The following is a 21,709-nucleotide window of genomic DNA, read 5'->3' as shown; positions in this document are numbered from 1 at the left end:
GGTCCGCCTCCTCAAGGCTGGGGGACGACGGCGACGGGCGCCGCGGCGTGGTGGAGCATCGCGTGGGTCACCGAGCCGATACGTGGCCCGAGCGCAGGACGGTGCAGCCGTCGCCCCACCACGACGAGCCCGGCGTCCCGGGTGGCCCGGAGCAACACCCCGGCGCCGTGGCCGAGTTCGACGGTGAGCGCGACCGGGACCTGGGGGTGGCTGTCCTGCCACGGGGCCAGCAGGTCGATCAGTGCCTTCTCGGCGGCGGTCAGACCATCGCCGGTCTCGTGGCGGGGCTGCGCAGGCGCCGGGACGTGGACGACCCGCAGCGCGGCCGTGCGCGCGTCGGCCTCCGCGAACGCGAACTCCAGGAGCCGGCCCGCCGACCGGTCGAGACGCGACAGGCCGACGACGACCTCGGCGCCGTCCGGGACGGCGTCCGGGCGGGCGTGCGGCCGCACCAGGACCACCGGCGTGTGCGCGTGGGCGAGCACCTGCTGCGCGACGGAGCCGAGCAGGAAACCCGCCACGGCCCCGTGCCCGCTGGAGCCGAGGACGAGCATCTCCGACGTCTCCGCGCGGTCGAGGAGCACCTCGCGGGCATCGGAGGCCACCTGCTCCGTGCTGACCGTCAGCCGCGGATGCAGGGCGAGCAGGTGCTGCTCCGCCTCGCGCAGGATCCGCTGCGCCCAGTGTCGCCGGGTCTCGGGATCCTGAGCGGCGGGGATGTCGTGCGGCTGCCAGGCCCAGGCCTGCACGAGCCGCAGCGGCAGGGAGTGCCGGACGGCCTCGCGGGCGGCCCACTCGGCGGCGGCCAGGCTCTCGGGCGAACCGTCGAGACCGACGGTGACGGGGCGGATCATACGGGCGACCTCCGTAGCGGCGGTGATGCCGAAGCGTTACTCCCGATGCCGCCGGCACTCGGCAGGGTCCGGGCGAGGTGCAGGGAAGGGCCGCGGCCCTCGGCTCCAGACTCCCGACCCGGGGCGTCGGGCGACATGGGCCGGTCGGTCCGGGCCGGGGCCGGGTGGCCCCGCTTCCCCTCGGCGAAGTCGGCGACCCCGTACGGGACGCCGGAGGCCAGGCCGTCAAGGGACCGAACGGCCCTGGCTTCCGTGCGGCGGAACGCGAAGGATCAGAGCAGGCAGGACGGGTGCCGTCGTACGGTGGCCGGACCGAGGCAGAGACGATGCGCAGGACAGGAGCCGTCCATGACGGAGAACGGCCGCCCCGACACCCCGCGGACCCCGATACGGGTCTTCCTCCTCGACGACCACGAGGTGGTCCGCAGGGGAGTGCACGACCTCCTGGAGGACCAGGAGGACATCAGCGTCGTCGGCGAGGCGGCGACCATCGCGCAGGCCCTCGCGCGCGTGCCCGCGCTGCGCCCCGACGTCGCCGTGCTCGACGTGCGGCTGCCCGACGGCGACGGCGTGACCGTGTGCCGGCAGCTCCGCTCGGACATGCCGGGCCTGGCCTGTCTGATGCTCACGTCCTTCGACGACGAGGAGGCGCTGCTCGACTCGATCATGGCGGGCGCCTCCGGGTACGTCCTCAAGCAGATCCAGGGTTCCGACCTGGTGAACGCCGTACGTACCGTGGCGACCGGGCAGTCCTTGCTCGACGCGACCGCCACCACCCAGCTGATGGCCCGGCTGCGCGGCGAGCACGAGAAGGACGCGGAGCCGGACGCGCTGGACGGGCTGACGCCGCGCGAGCGGGAGATCCTCGGCCTGATCGGCGAGGGCCTGACCAACCGCCAGATCGGACAGCGGCTCTACCTCGCCGAGAAGACGGTCAAGAACCACATCTCCCGCCTGCTCGCCAAGCTGGGCGTGGAGCGCCGCATCCAGGCCGCGGTGATCGCGACCCAGACCCAGGGGCGTCACCGGGGCGGCGACAACTGACCTGCGCTCAGTCGTGGGGCACGACCGCGACCGGGCAGGCCGCGTGGCGGATCAGCGTGTGTGTCGTCGGGCCCAGATGCGGGCCTGCCCCGACGGGCCTGCCGACCAGTACGAGCCCGGCCGCCGTGGACGCCTTTACCAGCTGATGCCCCGGATGCCCGTAGACGAGCCGTTCCCCGGCGTCGACCTGGGGGAACTTGTGCCGCCAGGGGTGCAGGGCCCGGTCGAGCGCGGTGAACTTCGCGCTCTCGCGCGCGGTGGCGTCGCCCGGCAGCGCCGCGCCGGGGGCGTAGCCGCGCAGCGCGGGCAGCGTCCAGGCGTGCACCACCCGCAGCGGCACCCCGCGAGCCGCAGCCGTCGCGAAGGCGGCCTCGAACAAGGCGTCGCTCGGGTGCGCGAGATCCAGGCCGACGACGACGGGCCGCAGGTCGTCGCCCCCGGCGGCCGCGCCGCCCGCCCGCACAAGCACCACGGGCGTCGCCGCCCGCTCGCAGACGGCCGTCGCCACCGAACCCACCAGGTGCCCGGCGAGTCCGGTGAGCCCGCGCGACCCCAGGACCAGCAGCGTCGCGTCGGCCGCCGCGGCGATGAGCGCCTCCACCGGCGCACGCGCGTCCCGCTCCGCCCGGATCTCCAATGCCGGGTGCGCGTAGGTAAGTTGGAGCGGGATCTCCCGCAGCGCCGCCTCGGCGCGCGCGGCCGGCGCGTCGAGTTCGGGCAGGTGCGCGGGGCCGGCGCCGGGGTCCGCCCCGGCGTGCAGCACGTGCAGGGGCAGCCCGCGGCGCAGCGCCTCACGGGCCGCCCAGTCGGCGGCGTCCAGGCTCTCGGCGGAGCCGTCGACACCGACGGCCAAGGGGCGGCGGGACATGGCGGATTCCTTCCGGTTCGGTGCTCGTCAGCCCGCCCAGGACCACTGGGCGATCTCCGGCAGGTCGGTGCCGTGCTCGCGGATCCAGGCGTGGTGGCGGGTCCGGACGTCGGCCATGGTCTGCCGGACGGCCGCGGCGCGCACGGCGAGACCCGGGACCCGGTCGATGACGTCCATGACGAGGCGGTAGCGGTCGAGGTCGTTGCGGACGACCATGTCGAACGGCGTGGTCGTGGTGCCGGACTCCTTGTAGCCGCGCACATGCAGATGCCGGTGCCCGGTGCGCCGGTAGGCGAGGCGGTGGATGAGCCAGGGATAGCCGTGGTACGCGAAGATCACCGGCTTGTCCGCGGTGAACAGCGCGTCGTACTCGAAGTCCGGCATGCCGTGCGGGTGTTCGTCCTTCGGCATCAGCCGGGCCATGTCGACGACGTTGACGACACGGACCGCGAGCTCCGGCAGATGCGTGCGCAGCAGCCCGGCCGCGGCGAGGACCTCCTGGGTCGGCACGTCGCCCGCGCAGGCCAGCACGACGTCCGGGTCGCGGCTGCCGTCGTCCGTGCCCGCCCAGTCCCACACGCCGGCGCCGCGCGCGCAGTGGGCGCGGGCCTCGTCCAGGGAGAGCCAGTCGAACGTGGGCTGCTTGCCGGCGACGACGACATTGACGTAGTCGCGGCTGTGCAGCACGTGCTCGGCCACGGACAGCAGCGTGTTGGCGTCCGGCGGCAGATACACCCGTACGACGTCGGGACTCTTGTTGAGGACGTGGTCCACGAACCCGGGGTCCTGGTGCGAGAACCCGTTGTGGTCCTGGCGCCACACGTGCGACGTGAGCAGGTAGTTGAGCGAGGGGATGGGGGCGCGCCACGCCAACTGCCGTGAGGTCTTGAGCCACTTGATGTGCTGGTTGACCATCGAGTCGACGATGTGCACGAACGCCTCGTACGACGAGAACAGGCCGTGCCGGCCGGTCAGCAGATAGCCCTCCAGCCAGCCCTGGCAGAGGTGTTCGGACAGGATCTCCATCACGCGGCCGTCGCGCGCCAGGTGCTCGTCGGTCGCCACGGTCCGCGCCTGCCACGCCTTGCCGGTGACATCGAAGAGCGCGTCGAGCCGGTTGGAGGCGGTCTCGTCGGGGCCGACGACACGGAAGTCGCGGCGGTCAGCGGTGTCCGCCATCACCTGCGCGAGCAGCCCGCCGAGGACCCGGGTGGGTTCGTGCAGCGTGGTGCCCGGTTTGTCGACGGGGACGGCGAAGCGCTCCAGCGGCGCCGTCGGCAGGTCCCGGGTGAGCAGGCCGCCGTTGGCGTGCGGGGTGGCGCCGAGACGCCGCGTCCCGGCCGGCACGCACTCCAGGACCTCGGGCACGGGCCGCCCGTGGGCGTCGAAGAGTTCCTGCGGGCGGTACGAGCGCAGCCACGCCTCCAATTGCCGCAGATGCTCCGGGTTCTCCCGGACCTGCGCCAGCGGCACCTGGTGCGAGCGCCACGTCCCCTCGACCGGCTCGTCGTCGACCGTGCCGGGCCCCGTCCACCCCTTGGGGGTGCGCAGCACGATCACCGGCCAGCGGGGCCGGCCGAAGTCCTTCGCGCCGCCCGCGCGTGCCTCGCTCTGCAAGGCGTGGATCCGGCTGACGGCCCGGTCCATCGCGCGGGCCATGTCCCGGTGGACGCGCATCGGGTCGGAGCCGCTGACATGGATCGGCTCATGGCCGTAGCCGCGCAGCAGCGCGTCGAGTTCCTCCTCGGGGAGCCGGGACAGCACCGTCGGGTTGGCGATCTTGTAGCCGTTCAGATGCAGGACGGGCAGGACCGCCCCGTCGTGCACCGGGTCGAGGAACTTGTTGGAGTGCCAGGAGGCGGCGAGCGGCCCGGTCTCCGCCTCGCCGTCGCCGATCACGCACGTCACCAGCAGATCGGGGTTGTCCAGGGCGGCCCCGTAGGCGTGCGCGAGGGAGTAGCCGAGCTCGCCGCCCTCGTGGATCGAGCCGGGTGTCTCGGGCGCGACATGGCTCGGCACGCCGCCGGGGAACGAGAACTGCTTGAACAGCCGCGCCATGCCGGCCGCGTCCCGGGTCACGTCCGGGTACGTCTGCGTGTAGCTGCCCTCCAGCCAGGAGTTGGCCAGCACGGCCGGGCCACCGTGCCCGGGACCCCACACGCACAGCGCGTCCAGGCCGCGTTCCTTGACGACCCGGTTGAGGTGGGTGTGCACGAGGTTCAGGCCGGGCGACGTGCCCCAGTGGCCGAGCAGGCGCGGCTTGATGTGCTCGGCGGAGAGGGGCTCGGTCAGCAGGGGGTTGTCGAGCAGATAGATCTGGCCGACGGCCAGGTAGTTCGCGGCGCGCCAGTGCGCGTCGAGCGCGGCGAGCCGGCGCTTCGACAGGTCCTTCGCCATCAGGGCTCCTCGGTTACGGGGTCGCAGCGTGATCGTTGGGATCTACGGGTTCGGGGCGCGGGTTTCCCGCAGACCTCGGGTCAGTCAGCCGGTCAGCCGTGCGGGACGATCGCCACCGGGCAGGCGCTGTGGTGCAGCACCGCGTGGTTGACCGGACCGAGCTGGAGACCGACGCGGCCGTCACGGCGCCGGGCGCCGACGACCAGCAGGTCGGACAGGGCCGACGCCTCCAGGAGCACGTCCCGCGGGTGCCCCTCGTGGGCGTGCGCACGTACGTGGATCGAGGGGTGAGCCGTCCGGGGCACGTCGAGCGCGGCTTCCAGCTCGGTCTCGGCACGCACCTGGTGGGCCGTGCTGTCGGCCGTCGGATAGTCGACGCCCTCGTGCGCCGGGCAGCGCCAGGTCCGCACGGCGAAGACCTCCGCACTCCGCAGCTCGGCCTCGTGCAGCGCGAACTCGAGGGCCGCCGGTGCCTGCGGGGCCTCCCCGACACCCACGGTGATCTGGCCGAAACCGGCCGTCGGGTGGGTGCCGGTGCCGCGGACCACCACGACCGGTGTCTCGGCGTACGCGGCGACCGGCAGACTCACGGACCCGAGCAGCAGACCGGTGAGCGCGCCCCGCCCCCGGCTGCCCACGACGACCGCGGACGCGTCGCGGCCCGCCTCGATCAGCGCGGCCGCCGGGTCCTCGGGCACCACCAAGGTCTCGACCTTCACCTCGGCGGACCGCTGCCCGGCCCGCTCGGCGGCCTGGGCCACGATGTGCTCGGTGTACTGCCGCACCGACCCGCGGTGGAGCTCGAAGGACGGCTGATGTCCCTCGTACCACTCCCAGCGCGAGCCGTGCACGACGCGCAGCGCGACGGACCGCCGCGCGGCCTCGTCGACCGCCCAGTCCAGGGCGCGCAGGCTCGACTCCGAACCGTCGACCCCCACGATCAGCGGACGTTCCACCGTCCCCACCTCCGTACCCGAGGGCCCGCCTGCGGCGCGCCGGTGCGATGCACGCTGCCACCGGCGCGTGAACCCGATAAGGGACGAACTGGCCTCACCCCTTGGGCCCTTCGGCCCCGTGCCGTCCCCCGCCCGCGCGGCGACGGTGAAGGGGAATCCGAGGGGAGCCGTCATGACCCGGCACACACATATCGCGGTGATCGGCGTGGGCAACGCGTTCCGGCGCGACGACGGAGTCGGCCATGCCGTCGTCGCCGCGCTCCAACAGCGTGCCCGGCAGCGGCCGTTGCCGCCCGGCACCGTCCTGACCGCCTGCGACGGCGACCCCGCGCGCCTCATCGCGCTGTGGGCGGACGCCGAGCTCGCCGTCGTCGTGGACGCCGCCCACGCGCACCCCGCCCATCCGGGCCGCGTGCACCGCCTCGAACTCGACGCCGAGCACCTGGAACGGCCGCCGACCACCAGCTCGCACGGGCTCGGCCTCGGCGAGGCCGTCGAACTCGCCCGCGTCCTCGGCCGGTTGCCGCGCCGCCTGGTCGTGTACGCGGTGGAGACCGCCGAGACGACCCTGGGCGATGAGCTGTCCGCGACCGTCTCCGCCGTCGTGGACCCTCTCTCCGCCGACGTCGAGGCGGAGATCGTCCGGCACCGCGACGCCGCGGCGCGAGGCTGATCCGGTGGCCCGCAGGGCACGCGACTTCGAGGTCACCGGCATCGTCCAGGGCGTCGGCTACCGGCCGTTCGTGCACCGCACGGCCACCGCACTCGGCCTGGACGGCTGGGTCGTCAACGTCGACGGGCACGTCGAAGGGGGCGTCGCCGGATCGCCGTACGCCGTCGAGGAGTTCACCCGCCTCCTCGCGTCGGCCGCCCCGCCGCTCGCCCGGGTCCGAGAGGTGCGCACGACCCCCGCCACAGGGCCGGGGCCCGCGCCCGGCAGCGGCTTCGAGGTGCGCGTCAGCGGGCTGCGCCACGTGCCCGGCGGGCCGCGCGAGATCCCGCCGGACGCCGCGCTCTGCGCCGCCTGCCTGCGCGAACTCCTCGACCCGCGCGACCGGCGCCACCGCTACCCGTTCGTCAACTGCACCGACTGCGGCCCCCGCGCCACGATCATCGAGGACCTGCCCTACGACCGGGTCCGCACCACCATGCGCCGCTTCCCGATGTGCGCGGACTGCGCCGCCGAGTACGCCGACCCGCGCGACCGGCGCTTCCACGCCGAACCGATCGCCTGCCCGGCCTGCGGACCCCGCCTCGCCTGGGACGACCTGGCCGGCGATGACGCCCTCGCGGCGGCGGTCAAGACCGTCGACGCGGGCGGCACCGTCGCCGTACTGGGGCTCGGCGGCTACCAGTTGGTGTGCGACGCGACCGACCCCGCCGCCGTGGACCGGCTGCGCCGGCGCAAGCACCGCCCGGCGAAACCCCTCGCCGTGATGGTCCACGACCCGGCCGAGGCGCGCCGCCTCGCACGGGTGGGCACCGGTGCCGCCGCGCTGCTCACCTCACCGGCCCGGCCGATCGTCCTGCTGCCCGCTCTACCAGGAGGCGGGCAGCGGATCGCCCCCGGCGTGCACCCCGGCACCGACCGGATCGGACTGTTCCTGCCGACCACAGGGCTGCACGAACTCCTGCTGCGCGACCTGGCCAGGCCCCTCGTCGTCACCAGCGGCAACCTCTCCGGCGAACCCCTCGCGCTCGACGCGGCGACGGCCCGCCGCACCCTGGGCGCGGTCGCCGACGGCTTCCTCGACCACGATCGCCCGGTGCGCGCCCGCTACGACGACTCCGTGACCCAGGTGACGGGCCGCACCGTCCGCACCGTCCGCCGCGCCCGGGGCCTCGCCCCCGCCCCGCTGCCCTGCCCGGCGACGGACGGCGTGGTCGGCGCGGGCGCGCAGCTGAAGCACACCTTCACGCTCGCCGCCGACGGCCGCGCCCATCTCGCCCCGCACGGCGGCGACTTGTCGGACCCGGCGACGTACGACGCGTTCACGACCTCCTACGAGCATCTGCGCGCGCTCACCGACATCACGCCGCGCGCCGTCGCCCACGACCTGCACCCCGGCTACCTCTCGACCCAGTGGGCGAGGGAGCAACGCCTGCCCCTCGTGCCCGTGCAGCACCACCACGCGCACCTCGCCGCGTGCGCCGCCGAACACGGGCTGACCGGACCGTTCACCGGCGTCGCCTACGACGGCCTCGGTCTCGGCGACGACGGCACCCTGTGGGGCGGCGAGATCCTCGTCGCCGACCTCACCGGCTACCGCCGGGTGGGCCGCCTCGCCACCGCGCCCCTGCCCGGCGGCGACGCGGCCGTCCGCCATCCCTGGCGCACCGCCCTCGGCCACCTCCACGGAGCCGAGTTCCCCCAACAGGGCACAGGAGTGGGGGAGTTGTTCGACGGGCGGATCGACCCGCGGCACGTCCTCGCCGTACGGACCATGGTCGAGCGCGGCCTCAACTGCCCGCGCGCCTCCAGCGCGGGACGCCTCTTCGACGCGGTGGCGAGCCTCATCGGCCTGGTCGACAGCGTCAGTTACGAGGGCGAGGCCGCCGTCGCCCTCGAAGCCGCCGCCGGACGGACCCGGGCCGTCCCCTTCGACCATCGCCTCGTCCGCGTCGACGGGCTGTGGGTGTACGACACCGCGCCCACCCTCGCCGACCTCCTGACCCGGCGCGCCGACGGCGCCGACCAGGCTCATCTCGCGGCCGCCTTCCACGAGACCCTCGCCCGCGCCACCGCCGAGCTCGTGGGCCGCGCCGTCGCGGCGGGCGCCCCGCGCACCGTCTGCCTGGCCGGCGGCTGCTTCGTCAACCCGCGCCTGCTCGGCGACGTACGCCGGCGGCTGCGCGCGCAGGGTCTTCGCGTCCTGACCGGCGAGGCCGTCCCCGTCGGCGACGGCGGCATCAGCTACGGGCAGGCGGCGGTCGCCGCCGCACGCCTCGCATCCCGTACGTCCACGACTTCCAAGACATCCAGGAAGGGGTGAACACCCTCATGTGTCTGGGCATCCCCGGCAGGATCATCGAGATCCACGAGCGCCATCAACTCCCCATGGCCACCGTTGACTTCGGCGGACTGCGCCGCGAGGTCTGTCTCGCGTACACGCCGGACGCGGCCGTCGGCACGTACGTCGTCGTGCATGTCGGCTTCGCCATCACCACCGTCGACGAGGCCGAGGCGCAGCGCACCCTCGACGTGCTGCGCGCCATGGCCGACGCCGTGGAGGGCGAGCTGGGAGTGCCGCTGCCCGTGCGGGGGCCGACCGGCCCCACCGCGGTGCCCGGGCAGCCCATGGGGCCCGGAGCCCGCACGCCCGACGCTGGGCAGGACACGGCACGGCCACGCGAAAGGCGGACGCCATGACGGACACGCACGCGACCACGGGAGCGGTGCACGCGCTCCTCACCGACGGCACCACCGCCCGCATCCGACCGCCCAGGGCGTCCGACCACGACCTGGTGCAGGGCATGTACGAGGAGATGTCGGACCAGAATCTGCGGCTGCGCTTCTTCGGCGTGAGCCGCGGCTCCGCCAAGGCGGCGGCCGACCGGATGTGCGGCCTCGCCCGAGAGGGCCACCGCGGCCTGCTGGCCGAGGCCGACGGGCAGTTGCTGGGGGTCGCCGAGTACGAGCGGGCCGCCGGCACGGACCTCGCCGAGATCGCCCTCGCGGTCGGCGACGAGTGGCACCACCGCGGCGTCGGCACCCTCCTGCTCGAACACCTGGTGTCGGCGGCCCGCGCCCAGGGCATCATCGCGTTCACCGCGGACGCCCTCGCCGAGAACCACGAGGTCCTCAAGGTCTTCGCCGACCTCGGACTGCGCACCGCCCGCCGCTTCGACGGACCCGAGGTCCACTGCACCGTCCAACTCGCCGATGACGAGGGCTACTTGACTGCCGTCGAGGAGCGGGGCCGGGCTGCCGACGTGGCCAGCCTCGTCCCCCTGCTGCGCCCCCGCTGCGTCGCCGTGGTCGGAGCGGGCCGCAAGCCCGGCTCCGTCGGCCGGGCGATCCTGCGCAACCTGTGCACCGCCGGGTACACAGGACGCCTCTACGCCGTCCACCCCCAGGCCCACGCCGTGCTCGGCGTGCACGCCCGCCCGTCCGTGTCCGCGCTGCCCCAGGTGCCCGACCTCGTCGTCGTCGCCGTCCCGGCCGCCGAGGTCGTCACGGTCGCCACCGACTGCGGCAAGGCCGGGGTGCGCGCCCTGCTCGTCGTCACGGCGGGGCTCGACACCGACCAGGCCGCCGGCCTCCTGGAGACCTGCCGCACCCACGGCATGCGCCTCGTCGGCCCCAACTGCCTCGGCATCGCCCACACCGACGTCGGCGTGCGCCTGGACGCCACCTTCGCCGCCGCGCACCCGCGGCCCGGCACCGCGGGCGTCGCCGTCCAGTCCGGCGGCGTCGGCATCGCGCTGCTCGGCGGCCTCGCCCGGCTCGGCATCGGCGCGTCCAGCTTCGTGTCGCTGGGCGACAAATACGACGTCAGCGGCAACGACCTGCTCCAGTGGTGGGAGAGCGACGGCCGCACCGATCTCGCGCTCCTGCACCTCGAATCGTTCGGCAATCCGCGGGCGTTCTCGCGCACCGCGCGCCGTGTCACCCGCCGCATGCCCGTCCTGACCGTCGACGCGGGCCGCACCGAAGCGGGCCGGCGCGCCGCCGCCTCGCACACCGCGGCGGCCGCGACCCGCACCATGACCCGGCAGGCCCTGTTCGCCCAGGCCGGGATCACCGCGACCCGCACGGTCCCCGAACTCCTCGACGCCGCGGCCCTGTTGCACGCCCAGCCGCTGCCCACCGGCAGCCGCGTCGCCGTCCTCACCAACGCCGGCGGCGCCGGGGTCCTCGCCGCCGACGCGCTCGCCGAAGCCGGACTGAGTGTGCCCCCGCTGCCCCCGGCCCTCGTCGACGCCCTTCTCGCCGTGCTGCCGCCGGGCGCCCGCGCCACCAACCCCGTCGACGCCGGGGCCGCCGTCACCGAGGCCGAACTGCGCGACGCCTTCGAGGTGCTGACCGCCAGCGCGTCCGTCGACGCGGTCCTCGTGGCCCTCGTACCCACCGCCGTCTCCGCCGCGACCGGCGACGATCTCGTCCGGTCCCTCACCCACAGCCCCGGGCGCGATCGCGGCCGCCCAGTCGCCGCGGTCCTCCTCGACCAGGCCGAACCCGTCTGTCTGCTCGCCGCCGACGAGGGGCGGATCCCCGCCTACGCCGACCCGCAGGCCGCCGCCCGCGCCCTCGCCCACGCCGCGGAGCGCGCCCGGTGGCTGGCCCGGCCCGCGGGCACCGTCCCCGCCCTCGACGGCATCGACACGGCCCGCGCCACCGCCCTCGTCGAGGAGTGGCTCGCCGCCCACGAGGACGGCGGCTTCCTCGACCCGCACACCTGCGCCGCCCTCCTCGACTGCTACGGCATCCCGCAACTGCCGTGGGCCTGGGCCGACACCGAGGACGACGCCGTGCTCGCCGCCGAACGCGTCAAGGGGCAGGGCGGCCTCGTGGTCCTCAAGGCCCACTGGCCCGGCCTGCTGCACAAGACGCAGGAGCACGCCGTCCACCTCGACCTGCGCGGCGACAGCCAAGTACGCGCCGCCTACCGGGACTTCGAGACCCGCTTCGGCGCTCTGCTCACCGGCGTGGTCGTCCAGCCGCTGGCCGCCCGCGGCATCGAACTGTTCACCGGCGTCGTCCAGGACGCCGTGTTCGGGCCGCTGGTCCTGTTCGGGCTCGGCGGCACCGCCACCGAGGTCCTCGCCGACCACGCGGCACGCCTCGCCCCCCTCACCGACCACGACGTGCACGACCTGATCACGGGACCGAGGTGCGCCCCGCTGCTGTTCGGCCGCGGCGGCGGCGGACCGGTCGACCTGGAAGGCCTCGAAGACCTCCTGCTGCGCGTCTCCCGCATGGCGAGCGACCTGCCGCAGCTCACCGAGGCCGACCTCAACCCCGTCCTCGCCCGGCCCGACGGCATCACGGCCCTCGACGCCCGCATCCGCCTCGCCCCGGCCCGCACCCGCGACCCGTACCTGCGCCGGCTGCGCTGAGCGAACACCCCAAGGAGGCAGGAACCATGAAACACAGCAAAGTCGGCTCCGTGATGGTCGGCGACGTCGTCCGCGTGCGGTACGCCACCCCGTTCAAGGACGTCGTCCGCCTCCTCGACCAGCACCGCATCAGCGGACTGCCCGTCGTGGACGAGGAGGAGCACGTCATCGGTGTGATCTCCGAGACGGACCTGCTGGTCCGGCAGGCGGGGGAGCGGGAGCACCGCTGGTCGCGCCTGTCTCCGGGCGCACGCACCACGCGCCGCAAGGCCCGTGCCCGTACGGCGGGACAGCTGATGTCCGATCCGCCCGTCACCTCCCGCGCCGACGACACCATCGCGGAGGCCGCCCGCACGATGGCCCGCCACAAGGTGGAGCGGCTGCCCGTGGTCGACGAGGCCGACCGGCTCGTCGGCATCGTCACCCGCCGCGACCTGCTCCAGGTGTTCCTGCGTGCCGACGAGGAGATCCGCCGCGAGGTCGTCGACGAAGTCCTCGTCCGCGCCCTGTGGCTCTCCCCGCAGACCGCCACCGTCCAGGTCCACGAGGGCGTCGTCACGCTGTCAGGACAACTGGAGCGGCGCAGCGAGAAGGAGATCGCCGCCCGCATGGCCGGACACATCGACGGTGTCGTCGCCGTCGTCGACAAACTGACCTACCGCCTCGACGACGCGCATCTGCAACCGGACGAGCAGGCACTGCACGGCATCCAGGAAGACTGGCTGCGGGGTCACTGAGGAGGCCGACACCATGCACACGCACGACACACGCCCCCGGGTCCTCGTCGCCTACGGGACCAAGCGCGGCGCCACCGCCGACATCGCCGAGCAGATCGCCGACGCCCTGAAGAAGACGGGCTGCGCCGCCGAGACGCGGCCCGCGGGCGAGGTCCGTGACCTCGCGGAGTACGACGCGGTCGTGCTCGGCGGCGCGCTCTACGCGGGGCGCTGGCACCGCGACACGCGTCGGCTGGCCCGCCGCACGGAGAAGGTCCTCGCCGACCGGCCCGTCTGGCTGTTCAGCAGCGGCCCGCTGGACGACTCGGCGACGCGCCGCGACATTCCCGCGGTGCCCGCGGTCCGCCGCGTCGCCGACCGGGTCCACGCCCGCGGGCACGTCACGTTCGGCGGCTGCCTCACCGACGACACCCGTGGCCGCACGGCCCGGATGATCGTGAAGTCCGGCCGTGGCGGCGACTTCCGCGACGCCGACCAGATCGCGACCTGGGCCGCGGAGATCGGACGGGAACTGACCCGGACCTAGGCCCTGAACCACCCCTTCAAGGGACCGAACGGCCCTCCCGCGCCACGCGCGCACTGCGCGAGCCTGGGCGCGGGCCGGCCGACCGGACGCCGGCGCTCCGTGGAGGTGAACAGCCGTGCGACAAGCGGTGGTTGTGGTGGCGGCCGGTACGGCGGCCGGTACGGCGGCCGGTACGGCGGACGGCCGCGCCGCGGCGCAGTGGGCGGCATTGGAGGCGGCCCGCGGCGGCCTGCGGCTGCACGTGACACAGGAAGGCGAGCCGGACGCCGTGCTGCGCGAGGCCCGGCCGGCCCGCCTGCTGGTCCTCGGCGCGCACGACACGCGCCAGGTGCGCGCCGTGGCCGCCCAGGCGCCCTGCCCCACGGTGGTGGTGCCCTCGACGACGGCACACGGCGGCGGAGGGTCGCGCGAGATCGCCCTCATGCTCGACGCCCGGCACCCGGCCGAACCGGCCCTGGACTTCGCCTTCGACCGCGCGCGTCGGCTCGGGGTCCCGCTGCGCGCCGTCCACGCCTGGCGGCTGCCCGACATCGTCGAGCGCGCCTGGCCGTTCGCGGTGCCGGAGGCGGAGCGGGCCACGTGGGAGGCCCACGAGACGCAGCTGCTCGCCGATGCGCTGCGCCCCTGGCGGCACAAGTACCCGCAGGTCGACGTCGTGCCGGACGTCGTCAGGTTCAGCGCGGCCGACGCCCTGGTGTGGGCCGCGCGGCGGGCGGAACTCCTGGTCGCCGGGCGCACCGGCACGTGCCTCGAACCGGGGCTGCGCGCCCTCCTCGCCCACCCCGAGGGCGCGGTGATCGCCGTCGTGCCGGACGGCCCGTAGGGGCGCATGGACCGGCCCCGGGGCCACTCGGCCCATGCCGCCGCGGCCTGCGGCGCAGAACGCTGGATGTGAAGGAACCAGGCGACGCAACCGAGGGAGAGCGCGATGCACCCGTCCGCAGCCACGCCGGTCCTGATCGACCGCGCCGGACTCGACGCCCTGGTCGCGGCGCTGCGCGCCGACGGCCGCACGGTCGTCGGCCCCACGGTGCAGGACGACGCGATCGTCCTCGCCCCGCTCACCGGCGCCGACGAACTCCCGTGGGGGTGGGGCACCGAACTGGACGCGGGACGCTACCGGTTGGTGCGCCGCGCCGACGGCTCCGCGTTCGCGCACACCGCGGGACCGCAGTCGTGGAAGACGTTCCTGCACCCGCAGCGCGAGCGGCTGTGGCAGACCGACCGCGCCCCCGACGGAACCCTCACCGTCACCGAGGACCGGCCGGAGCAGCCCGCGTACGCGTTCCTCGGCGTACGCCCCTGCGATCTGCGGGCCATCGCGATCCAGGACCGGGTCCTGGCCGGCGGCCGCTTCGCGGACGACGGCTACGCGCGCCGCCGCGGGGGAGCCTTCCTCGTCGCCGTCGAGTGCACCGAACCCGGCGCCACCTGCTTCTGCGTGTCCATGGGCGGCGGACCGGCCGCCGACGCCGGCTACGACCTCGCCCTGACCGAACTGCCCCAACTCCCGGAAAGCGGACACCGTTTCGTCGCCCGGGCCGGCAGCGCCGACGGAGAGCGGATCCTCGCCCGGCTCCCGCACACCCCGAGCGACCCGGACACACAGCACACCGCGCGCGCCGCCGTCGACGCCGCCCGCGACCGTATGGGCCGCGCCATGCCGCCCGTCGACCTGCGCACCCTGCTCGGCGCGAACCCGGACGCCGACCGCTGGGACGACGTCGCGTCCCGCTGCCTGGCCTGCGGCAACTGCACCATGGTCTGCCCCACCTGCTTCTGCACCACCACGGAGGAGGTCACCGACCTCACCGGCGACCACGCCGAGCGGTGGCAGCGCTGGGACTCCTGCTTCGACCTCGACTTCAGCCACCTGCACGGCGGCCCCGTCCGCGCCTCCACGCGCGGCCGCTACCGCCAGTGGCTCACCCACAAACTCTCCACCTGGTACGACCAGTTCGGCTCGTCGGGCTGTGTCGGCTGCGGGCGCTGCGTCACCTGGTGCCCGGTCGGCATCGACCTCACCGAAGAGGTCGACGCGCTCGCGAAGGAGGCCCGGAAATGATCGCCACGACCACCCCCCGGATGATGCAGGCCCTGCCCGCCCCCCACCGCGACCGGCTGATGGCCCTGTCCCGGCAGGTCAACTTCCCGCAGGACGCGCGGCTCTTCGAGGAGGGCGGCAAGGCCGACCGGTTCTGGATCATCAAGTCCGGCACCGTCGCCCTCGACCTGCACGTCCCCGGCCGCCGGCCGGCCGTCATCGAGACCCTCGGCTTCGGTGAACTCGTCGGCTGGTCCTGGCTGTTCACCCCGCACGTGTGGCAGCTCGGCGCCGAGGCCGTCTCGCCGGTGCGCGCCTACGAGTTCGACGCGCAGGCCGTCCGCGCGCTGTGCCAGGCCGACCCTGAGCTGGGCCGCGAGGTCGGCGAGTGGGTCGGCCGGGTCCTCGCGCACCGGCTGCTCGCCGCCCGCACCCGCCTGCTCGACCTGTACGCCCCGCACGGCAGCGGACTGCCCCGATGAGCCCGCCCCCCGTCCCGTACACCGTGGTGGACCGTGTCCGGGAGACCGCCGACACCGCCACGCTGCGCATCGCCCCGGCCCGGCGCCGCCACGGCCTCGGCCCGTTCGCGCCCGGCCGGTTCGCGATGGTGTACGCGTTCGGGGTGGGGGAGATCCCGCTGTCGGTCAGCGCCGTCGAACCGGACGGGGTGCTCGCCCACACCGTCCGCTCGGTCGGCGCAGTGTCCGACGCGCTGTACCGGGCCCGCGTGGGCGACACGGTCGGTGCGCGCGGCCCGTTCGGCACGGGCTGGGAGCTGGAGCGGGCCGCCGGGCGTGACGTGCTCGTCGTCGCGGGCGGCATCGGCCTCGCCCCGCTGCGCCCGCTCGTGCGCGCCGCCGTCGACGCCCCCGACGCGTACGGGCGGCTCAACGTCCTCATCGGCGCCCGCACCCCCGAGGACCTCCTCTATCCGGCCGAGTCGCAGATGTGGAGCACCACGAGCACCGGCGTCACCGTCGACCACCCCGGCCCCGGCTGGCGCGGCGAGACCGGCCTCGTCACCCGGCTCCTGGACGCGGCGCGGTACGACCCGCCGCAGACCACCGCGTTCATCTGCGGACCCGAGCCGATGATCCGGGCCACCGCCCGCGACCTCGCCCACCGCGGCGTCCCCGCCGACCGCATCCGGGTCTCCCTGGAACGCAACATGCGCTGCGCCACCGGACACTGCGGCCACTGCCAGCTCGGCCCGGTGCTGCTGTGCCGCGACGGCCCCGTCATCGGCTTCGACCGCGCCGAACGCCTCATGTCCGTAAGGGAGTTGTGATGACCGTGACGCACACCCCGACGCTGGCCGTGTTCAAACTCGCCTCCTGCGACGGCTGCCAGCTCACCCTCCTCGACTGCGAGGACGAACTCCTCGGCCTCGCCGGGACGGTGCGCGTCGCCCACTTCCTGGAGGCGTCGAGCAGGGTCGAGCCGGGCCCCTACGACCTCACCCTCGTCGAAGGATCGATCACCACGGCCGCCGACGCCGAGCGGATCCGCGCCATCCGCGCCGCCTCCCGCCACCTCGTCACCATAGGTGCCTGCGCCACCGCAGGCGGCATCCAGGCGCTGCGCGACTTCGCCGACGTCGACGAGTTCCGCCGCACCGTCTATGCCCGCCCCGACTACATCGACACCCTCGCCACCTCCACCCCCGTCTCGGCCCATGTCGAGGTCGACTTCGAACTGCGCGGCTGCCCCATCGACCGGCGCCAACTCCTGGAAGTCCTCACGGCGTTCCTCGCCGGGCGCAAGCCCGACATCCCGAACCAGAGCGTCTGCTTCGAGTGCAAGCGGCGCGGCACGGTCTGCGTCACCGTCGCCCGCGGCACCCCGTGCCTGGGCCCCGTCACCCACGCCGGGTGCGGCGCGCTCTGCCCGGCGTACGGACGCGGCTGCTACGGCTGCTTCGGCCCGGCCGGCACCGTGAACCTGCCCGCGCTCATCCCCGTCCTGCACCGCGACGGCCTCGACGAACGCGACACCGAGCGCTTCCTGCGCACCTTCAACGCCGCCGCCTTCGACACCTATGCCACCGACGACACGGAGGCCCGGCCGTGACGCACCGCGGATCACGTGTCCTGCACGTCGGCTCGCTCGCCCGCGTGGAAGGCGAGGGCGCCCTCCACCTCAGCGTCTCCGGCACCGCCGTCACCGCGGCCCGCCTGCAGATCTACGAACCCCCACGCTTCTTCGAGGCGTTCCTGCGCGGCCGCGCCCACACCGAACCCCCCGACATCACGGCCCGCGTCTGCGGCATCTGCCCCGTCGCCTACCAGCTGAGCGCCTGCGCCGCGATCGAGGACGCCTGCGGCATCGAAGTCCCCTACCGGATAAGGGAGTTGCGCAGGCTGCTCTACTGCGGCGAGTGGATCGAGAGCCAGACCCTGCACATCTACCTGCTGCACGCCCCCGACTTCCTCGGCCGCGACGGCGCCATCGACCTGGCCCGCACCCACCGCGCCGACATCGAACGCGGACTGCGCCTCAAACAAGCCGGCAACGCGATCCTGGAACAGCTCGGCGGACGCGCCATCCACCCCGTCAACGTCCGCGTCGGCGGCTTCCACCGCGCCCCCACCCGCGCCGAACTCCAGCCCCTCGCCGAGCGGTTGCGCCGCGCCCTCGACGACGCGCTGCACACCGTGCGCTGGGCGGCGGGCTTCGACTTCCCCGACGCCGAGTGCCCGTACGACCTGCTGGCCCTGTCCGAGCCCGGACGGTACGCCATCGACACCGGGACGCCCACCGTCCTGACCCAACAGGCCGACGACGTACGGCAGTTCCCCCTCGCCGACTTCACCCGCGAGGTCGCCGAGGAGCAGGTCCCGCACTCCACCGCCCTGCACGCCACCCTGCGCGGCCGCCGCCATCTGACCGGTTCCCTCGCCCGGTTCGCCATCAACCACCGCTCCCTGTCACCCGTCGCCCGGCAGGCCGCGTCCGACGCGGGCCTCAAGGGGGAGTGCCGCAACCCCTTCCGCAGCATCCTCGTCCGCGCCGTCGAAGTCGTGTACGCCGTCGACGAAGCCCTGCGCATCATCGCCGCCTACGAGCCGCCGGAGCGCCCGTACGTGGAGGTGCCCCCGCGCGCCGGCGTCGGCCACGGCGCCACCGAAGCGCCCCGCGGACTCCTCTACCACCGCTACGTCCTCGACGCCGACGGCACGGTCACCGACGCCCGGCTCGTGCCGCCCACCGCCCAGAACCAGGGCGCCATCGAGGAGGACCTGCGCCGCCTCGCCGAGAGCGCCCTGGTCCAACAGGACATGGGTGACGCCGAGTTGACGCACCTGTGCGAACGGGCCGTCCGCAACCACGACCCGTGCATCTCCTGCTCCACCCACTTCCTCGATCTCACCGTCGACCGCACCCCGCACCCCTAGGAGGCCACCGTGCACACCGGTCCGCACATCGTCAGCGACGTCATGACCCACACCGTCGTCGCCGTCGGCCGCGACGCCCCCTTCAAGGAGGTCGTCGCGCTCATGGAGCAGTGGAAGGTCAGCGCCGTACCCGTCCTGGAGGGCGAGTCCCGTGTCGTCGGCGTCGTCTCCGAGGCCGACCTGCTGCCCAAGGAGGAGTTCCGCGACGCCGACCCCTCCCGCCACGACCAGCTGCGCCGCCTGTCCGACCTGGCCAAGGCCGGAGCGGTCAGCGCGGGCGAGCTGATGAGCAGCCCCGCGGTGTGCGTACGTGCCGACGCCACCCTCGCCGAGGCCGCCCGCGTCATGGCGCACAGCAAGGTCAAACGGCTCCCCGTCGTCAACGCAGAGGGCATGCTCGAAGGCGTCGTCAGCCGCTCCGACCTGCTCAAGGTGTTCCTGCGCCCCGACTCCGACATCGAGGAGGAGGTGCGCCGCACCGTCGCCGCCTACCTGTTCCCCGAGCAGCCCGTCACCGTCTCGGTGCGCGAGGGCGTCGTCACCTTCGGCGGGAACCTCGGCAACCGCAACCTCGTCCCGGTCGCCGCCCGTCTCGCCCGCGCCGTCGAGGGAGTCATCGACGTCCGCATGGACTTCCGTACGTCATGAAGTACCTGGACGAATACCGCGATCCCGTCCTCGCCCGCCGGCTCCTCGCCGATCTGACGGCCACGGCCACCCGGCCCTGGCGGATCATGGAGGTGTGCGGCGGCCAGACGCACACTCTCGTCCGCCAGGGCATCGACGAGCTGCTGCCGGCCGGGATCCGGATGATCCACGGCCCCGGCTGCCCGGTCTGCGTCACCCCGCTGGAGACCCTGGACCGGGCGATGGCGATCGCCGCCCGGCCCGGCACCGTCCTGACCAGCTTCGGCGACATGCTGCGGGTCCCCGGCTCCACCACCGACCTGCTCACCCTGCGGGCCCGCGGCGCCGACGTCCGCGTCGTCTACACCCCCATGGACGCGGTGCGCCTGGCCGCCGAACTCCCGGACAGGGAGGTCGTGTTCCTCGCCGTGGGCTTCGAGACGACCGCGCCCGCCAACGCCATGGCCGTCCTACACGCCGCGCGCCTCGGCCTGACGAACTTCTCCGTCCTCGTCAGCCACGTCCTCGTCCCGCCCGCGCTGACCACGCTCCTGAACGACCCCGACTGCGAGGTCCAGGCATTCCTCGCCGCCGGGCACGTCTGCGCCGTCATGGGCTGGCGCGCCTACGAACCGATCGCCGCCCGCCACCACGTCCCCATTGTGGTCACGGGGTTCGAGCCGCTCGACCTCCTCGAAGGCATCCTCATGACCGTCCAGCAACTGGAGCAGGGCCGCCACGAGGTGGAGAACCAGTACGTACGGGCCGTGCGCCGCGACGGCAACACGGACGCCCAGGACGCCCTCACCGAGGTCTTCCGCGTCACCGACCGGGCCTGGCGCGGTATCGGCGTCATCCCGGCGAGCGGCTTCGAACTCGCCGCCGCCTACCAGGAGTTCGACGCCGCACGGCGCTTCGACGTCGGCGGTCTGAGCCCCGTCGAGGACCCGGCGTGCCTCGCGGGCGCCGTCCTGACCGGCGCCGCCCTGCCCACCGACTGCACCGCGTACGGCACCCGCTGCACACCCCGCACCCCGCTCGGCGCGCCCATGGTCTCCAGCGAGGGCACCTGTGCCGCGTTCCATCTGGCGGGCCGCACCCGCGCCGCCGACCCCCCGCCCGTCAGGAGTGCGCCGTGAACGTCAACTGCCCCCTGCCGCGACCCGGCCACGACACGCTCCTCCTGGGCCACGGAGCCGGCGGCCGTCTGACGGGTGAACTCCTCGACGACCTCGTGCTGCCCGCCCTCGGCATTCCGCCGGACGGCGTCCTGGAGGACGCGGCGCTGCTGCCCGGCGACGGCGAACTCGCCCTCACCACCGACTCGTTCGTGGTCAGCCCGCTGTTCTTCCCCGGCGGCGACATCGGCTCCCTCGCCGTGCACGGCACCGTCAACGACCTCGCGATGCGCGGCGCCCTGCCGATCGCCCTCGCCCTGGCCGTCATCGCGGAGGAAGGACTGCCGCTGGCCGAGCTGCGCCAGGTGCTCCAGTCCGCGGGCAAGGCCGCCCGGGAGGCGGGCGTGCCGGTCCTCACCGGCGACACCAAGGTCGTCGGGAGGGGCGCCGCCGACCGCCTCTTCCTCACCACCACCGGCATCGGCCGCCGCATCCCGAGCCTGACCCCCTCCGCGGCCCGCGCCCGCCCGGGCGACGCGATCCTCCTGTCGGGCCCCATCGGCCTGCACGGCACCACGGTCCTGTCCACCCGCGAGGGCCTCGGCTTCGCGGCGGACATCGCCTCCGACACCCGGCCCCTGCACCGCCTCGTGGCCCGGCTCGCGCCGCTCGGCCCGGCCCTGCACACCCTGCGCGACCCCACCCGGGGCGGCCTCGCCGCCGCCCTCAACGAGATCGCCCGCGACGCCCGGATCGGCGCCGGGATCGACGAGACGTCCCTGCCCGTCCCCTCCGTCGTCGCCGCGGCCTGCGACCTCCTCGGCCTCGACCCGCTCACCGTCGCCAACGAAGGCTGCATGGTCGCCTTCGTGGACCCCGCCCACGCCGACGCGGCGCTCGACGCCCTGCGCTCGCTGCCGGAAGGCGCCGACGCGACCCGCATCGGCGAGGCAGTCGCCGACGCACCCGGCCGCGTCGTCCTGCGCACCTCGGTCGGCGCCCGCCGCATCGTCGACCTGCCGCTGGGCGAACAACTCCCCAGGATCTGCTGAACGTCGACGGGCCCGCCCCGGTACGTCT

19 protein-coding genes and 1 pseudogene are annotated in these 21,709 nt (G+C 74.4%); 16 read left to right on the top strand and 4 right to left on the bottom strand.

Translation table 11 applies throughout. The annotated features are described in order from the left end of the window. Positions 1-11 precede the first annotated feature (11 nt). Positions 12-854: a universal stress protein gene (locus AB0L37_RS04680; protein WP_365500058.1), complete on the bottom strand. Its 843-nt coding sequence runs from the start codon at positions 852-854 to the stop codon at positions 12-14. A 348-nt stretch (positions 855-1,202) separates the two neighbouring features. On the opposite strand from AB0L37_RS04680, the gene AB0L37_RS04675 reads away from it, so the two are divergent. Then, entirely contained in the window at positions 1,203-1,898 is a 696-nt protein-coding gene (locus tag AB0L37_RS04675; RefSeq protein WP_365500055.1) for a response regulator transcription factor, read from the top strand. A 7-nt stretch (positions 1,899-1,905) separates the two neighbouring features. On the opposite strand, the gene AB0L37_RS04670 is transcribed toward AB0L37_RS04675, so the two are convergent. The 3 genes from AB0L37_RS04670 to AB0L37_RS04660 form a co-directional block, all read right to left on the bottom strand. After that, positions 1,906-2,766, bottom strand: a complete 861-nt coding sequence (locus AB0L37_RS04670) for a universal stress protein (protein WP_365500052.1) — start codon at positions 2,764-2,766, stop codon at positions 1,906-1,908. 27 nt (positions 2,767-2,793) lie between these two features. After that, the gene (locus AB0L37_RS04665; RefSeq protein WP_365500049.1) at positions 2,794-5,163 is read right to left on the bottom strand and encodes a phosphoketolase family protein; all 2,370 of its coding nucleotides are present in this window, start codon (positions 5,161-5,163) and stop codon (positions 2,794-2,796) included. A 92-nt stretch (positions 5,164-5,255) separates the two neighbouring features. After that, entirely contained in the window at positions 5,256-6,119 is an 864-nt protein-coding gene (locus AB0L37_RS04660) for a universal stress protein (protein WP_365500047.1), read from the bottom strand. A 172-nt stretch (positions 6,120-6,291) separates the two neighbouring features. Between AB0L37_RS04660 and AB0L37_RS04655 the strand changes: the two genes are divergently transcribed. From AB0L37_RS04655 to hypE, 15 genes and pseudogenes are all read left to right on the top strand, one after another. Next, positions 6,292-6,792, top strand: coding sequence for a hydrogenase maturation protease (locus AB0L37_RS04655; protein ID WP_365500044.1), 501 nt, complete (start codon positions 6,292-6,294; stop codon positions 6,790-6,792). Between the two features lie 4 nt (positions 6,793-6,796). Continuing rightward, positions 6,797-9,112, top strand: coding sequence for a carbamoyltransferase HypF (gene hypF, locus AB0L37_RS04650; protein WP_365500041.1), 2,316 nt, complete (start codon positions 6,797-6,799; stop codon positions 9,110-9,112). Positions 9,113-9,120: 8 nt separating this feature from the next. Continuing rightward, a pseudogene (locus AB0L37_RS04645) lies at positions 9,121-9,375 on the top strand (HypC/HybG/HupF family hydrogenase formation chaperone); the annotation flags it as partial. A 110-nt stretch (positions 9,376-9,485) separates the two neighbouring features. After that, the gene (locus AB0L37_RS04640; RefSeq protein ID WP_365500038.1) at positions 9,486-12,179 is read left to right on the top strand and encodes a GNAT family N-acetyltransferase; all 2,694 of its coding nucleotides are present in this window, start codon (positions 9,486-9,488) and stop codon (positions 12,177-12,179) included. Between the two features lie 26 nt (positions 12,180-12,205). After that, positions 12,206-12,916: a CBS domain-containing protein gene (locus AB0L37_RS04635; protein WP_365500035.1), complete on the top strand. Its 711-nt coding sequence runs from the start codon at positions 12,206-12,208 to the stop codon at positions 12,914-12,916. 13 nt (positions 12,917-12,929) lie between these two features. After that, positions 12,930-13,442: a flavodoxin domain-containing protein gene (locus AB0L37_RS04630; protein ID WP_365500032.1), complete on the top strand. Its 513-nt coding sequence runs from the start codon at positions 12,930-12,932 to the stop codon at positions 13,440-13,442. A 115-nt stretch (positions 13,443-13,557) separates the two neighbouring features. After that, the gene (locus AB0L37_RS04625; protein ID WP_365500029.1) at positions 13,558-14,265 is read left to right on the top strand and encodes a universal stress protein; all 708 of its coding nucleotides are present in this window, start codon (positions 13,558-13,560) and stop codon (positions 14,263-14,265) included. A gap of 105 nt (positions 14,266-14,370) precedes the next feature. After that, positions 14,371-15,507 carry a 4Fe-4S dicluster domain-containing protein gene (locus AB0L37_RS04620; RefSeq protein ID WP_365500026.1) on the top strand — a complete coding sequence of 379 codons (1,137 nt, stop codon included), beginning with the start codon at positions 14,371-14,373 and terminating at the stop codon, positions 15,505-15,507. Beyond that, positions 15,504-15,968, top strand: a complete 465-nt coding sequence (locus AB0L37_RS04615) for a cyclic nucleotide-binding domain-containing protein (RefSeq protein ID WP_365500023.1) — start codon at positions 15,504-15,506, stop codon at positions 15,966-15,968. The genes AB0L37_RS04620 and AB0L37_RS04615 overlap by 4 nt, the downstream gene beginning before the upstream one ends. Continuing rightward, complete coding sequence (locus AB0L37_RS04610) at positions 15,965-16,777, top strand: FAD/NAD(P)-binding protein (protein WP_365500020.1); 813 nt, start codon at positions 15,965-15,967, stop codon at positions 16,775-16,777. The genes AB0L37_RS04615 and AB0L37_RS04610 overlap by 4 nt, the downstream gene beginning before the upstream one ends. Continuing rightward, entirely contained in the window at positions 16,777-17,559 is a 783-nt protein-coding gene (locus AB0L37_RS04605; RefSeq protein WP_365500017.1) for an oxidoreductase, read from the top strand. The genes AB0L37_RS04610 and AB0L37_RS04605 overlap by 1 nt, the downstream gene beginning before the upstream one ends. Next, a complete protein-coding gene (locus tag AB0L37_RS04600) occupies positions 17,556-18,884 on the top strand; it encodes a Ni/Fe hydrogenase subunit alpha (protein ID WP_365500014.1) in 1,329 nt (442 codons plus the stop codon). Before AB0L37_RS04605 ends, AB0L37_RS04600 begins: the two co-directional genes overlap by 4 nt. A gap of 9 nt (positions 18,885-18,893) precedes the next feature. Beyond that, a complete protein-coding gene (locus AB0L37_RS04595; protein WP_365500011.1) occupies positions 18,894-19,532 on the top strand; it encodes a CBS domain-containing protein in 639 nt (212 codons plus the stop codon). Beyond that, positions 19,529-20,650, top strand: a complete 1,122-nt coding sequence (gene hypD / locus AB0L37_RS04590) for a hydrogenase formation protein HypD (protein ID WP_365500008.1) — start codon at positions 19,529-19,531, stop codon at positions 20,648-20,650. Before AB0L37_RS04595 ends, hypD begins: the two co-directional genes overlap by 4 nt. Further along, on the top strand, positions 20,647-21,681 hold the full coding sequence (hypE, locus tag AB0L37_RS04585) for a hydrogenase expression/formation protein HypE (RefSeq protein ID WP_365500006.1): 1,035 nt from the start codon (positions 20,647-20,649) through the stop codon (positions 21,679-21,681). The genes hypD and hypE overlap by 4 nt, the downstream gene beginning before the upstream one ends. The last annotated feature ends 28 nt before the right edge of the window (positions 21,682-21,709 follow it).

The sequence above is a fragment of the Streptomyces sp. NPDC052225 genome (assembly GCF_040679615.1).
In the GTDB taxonomy this organism is placed as follows: Bacteria; Actinomycetota; Actinomycetes; order Streptomycetales; family Streptomycetaceae; genus Streptomyces.
The sequence above is the reverse complement of the archived record's forward strand: the minus strand, read 5'-3'. Positions and strand labels throughout refer to the sequence as shown.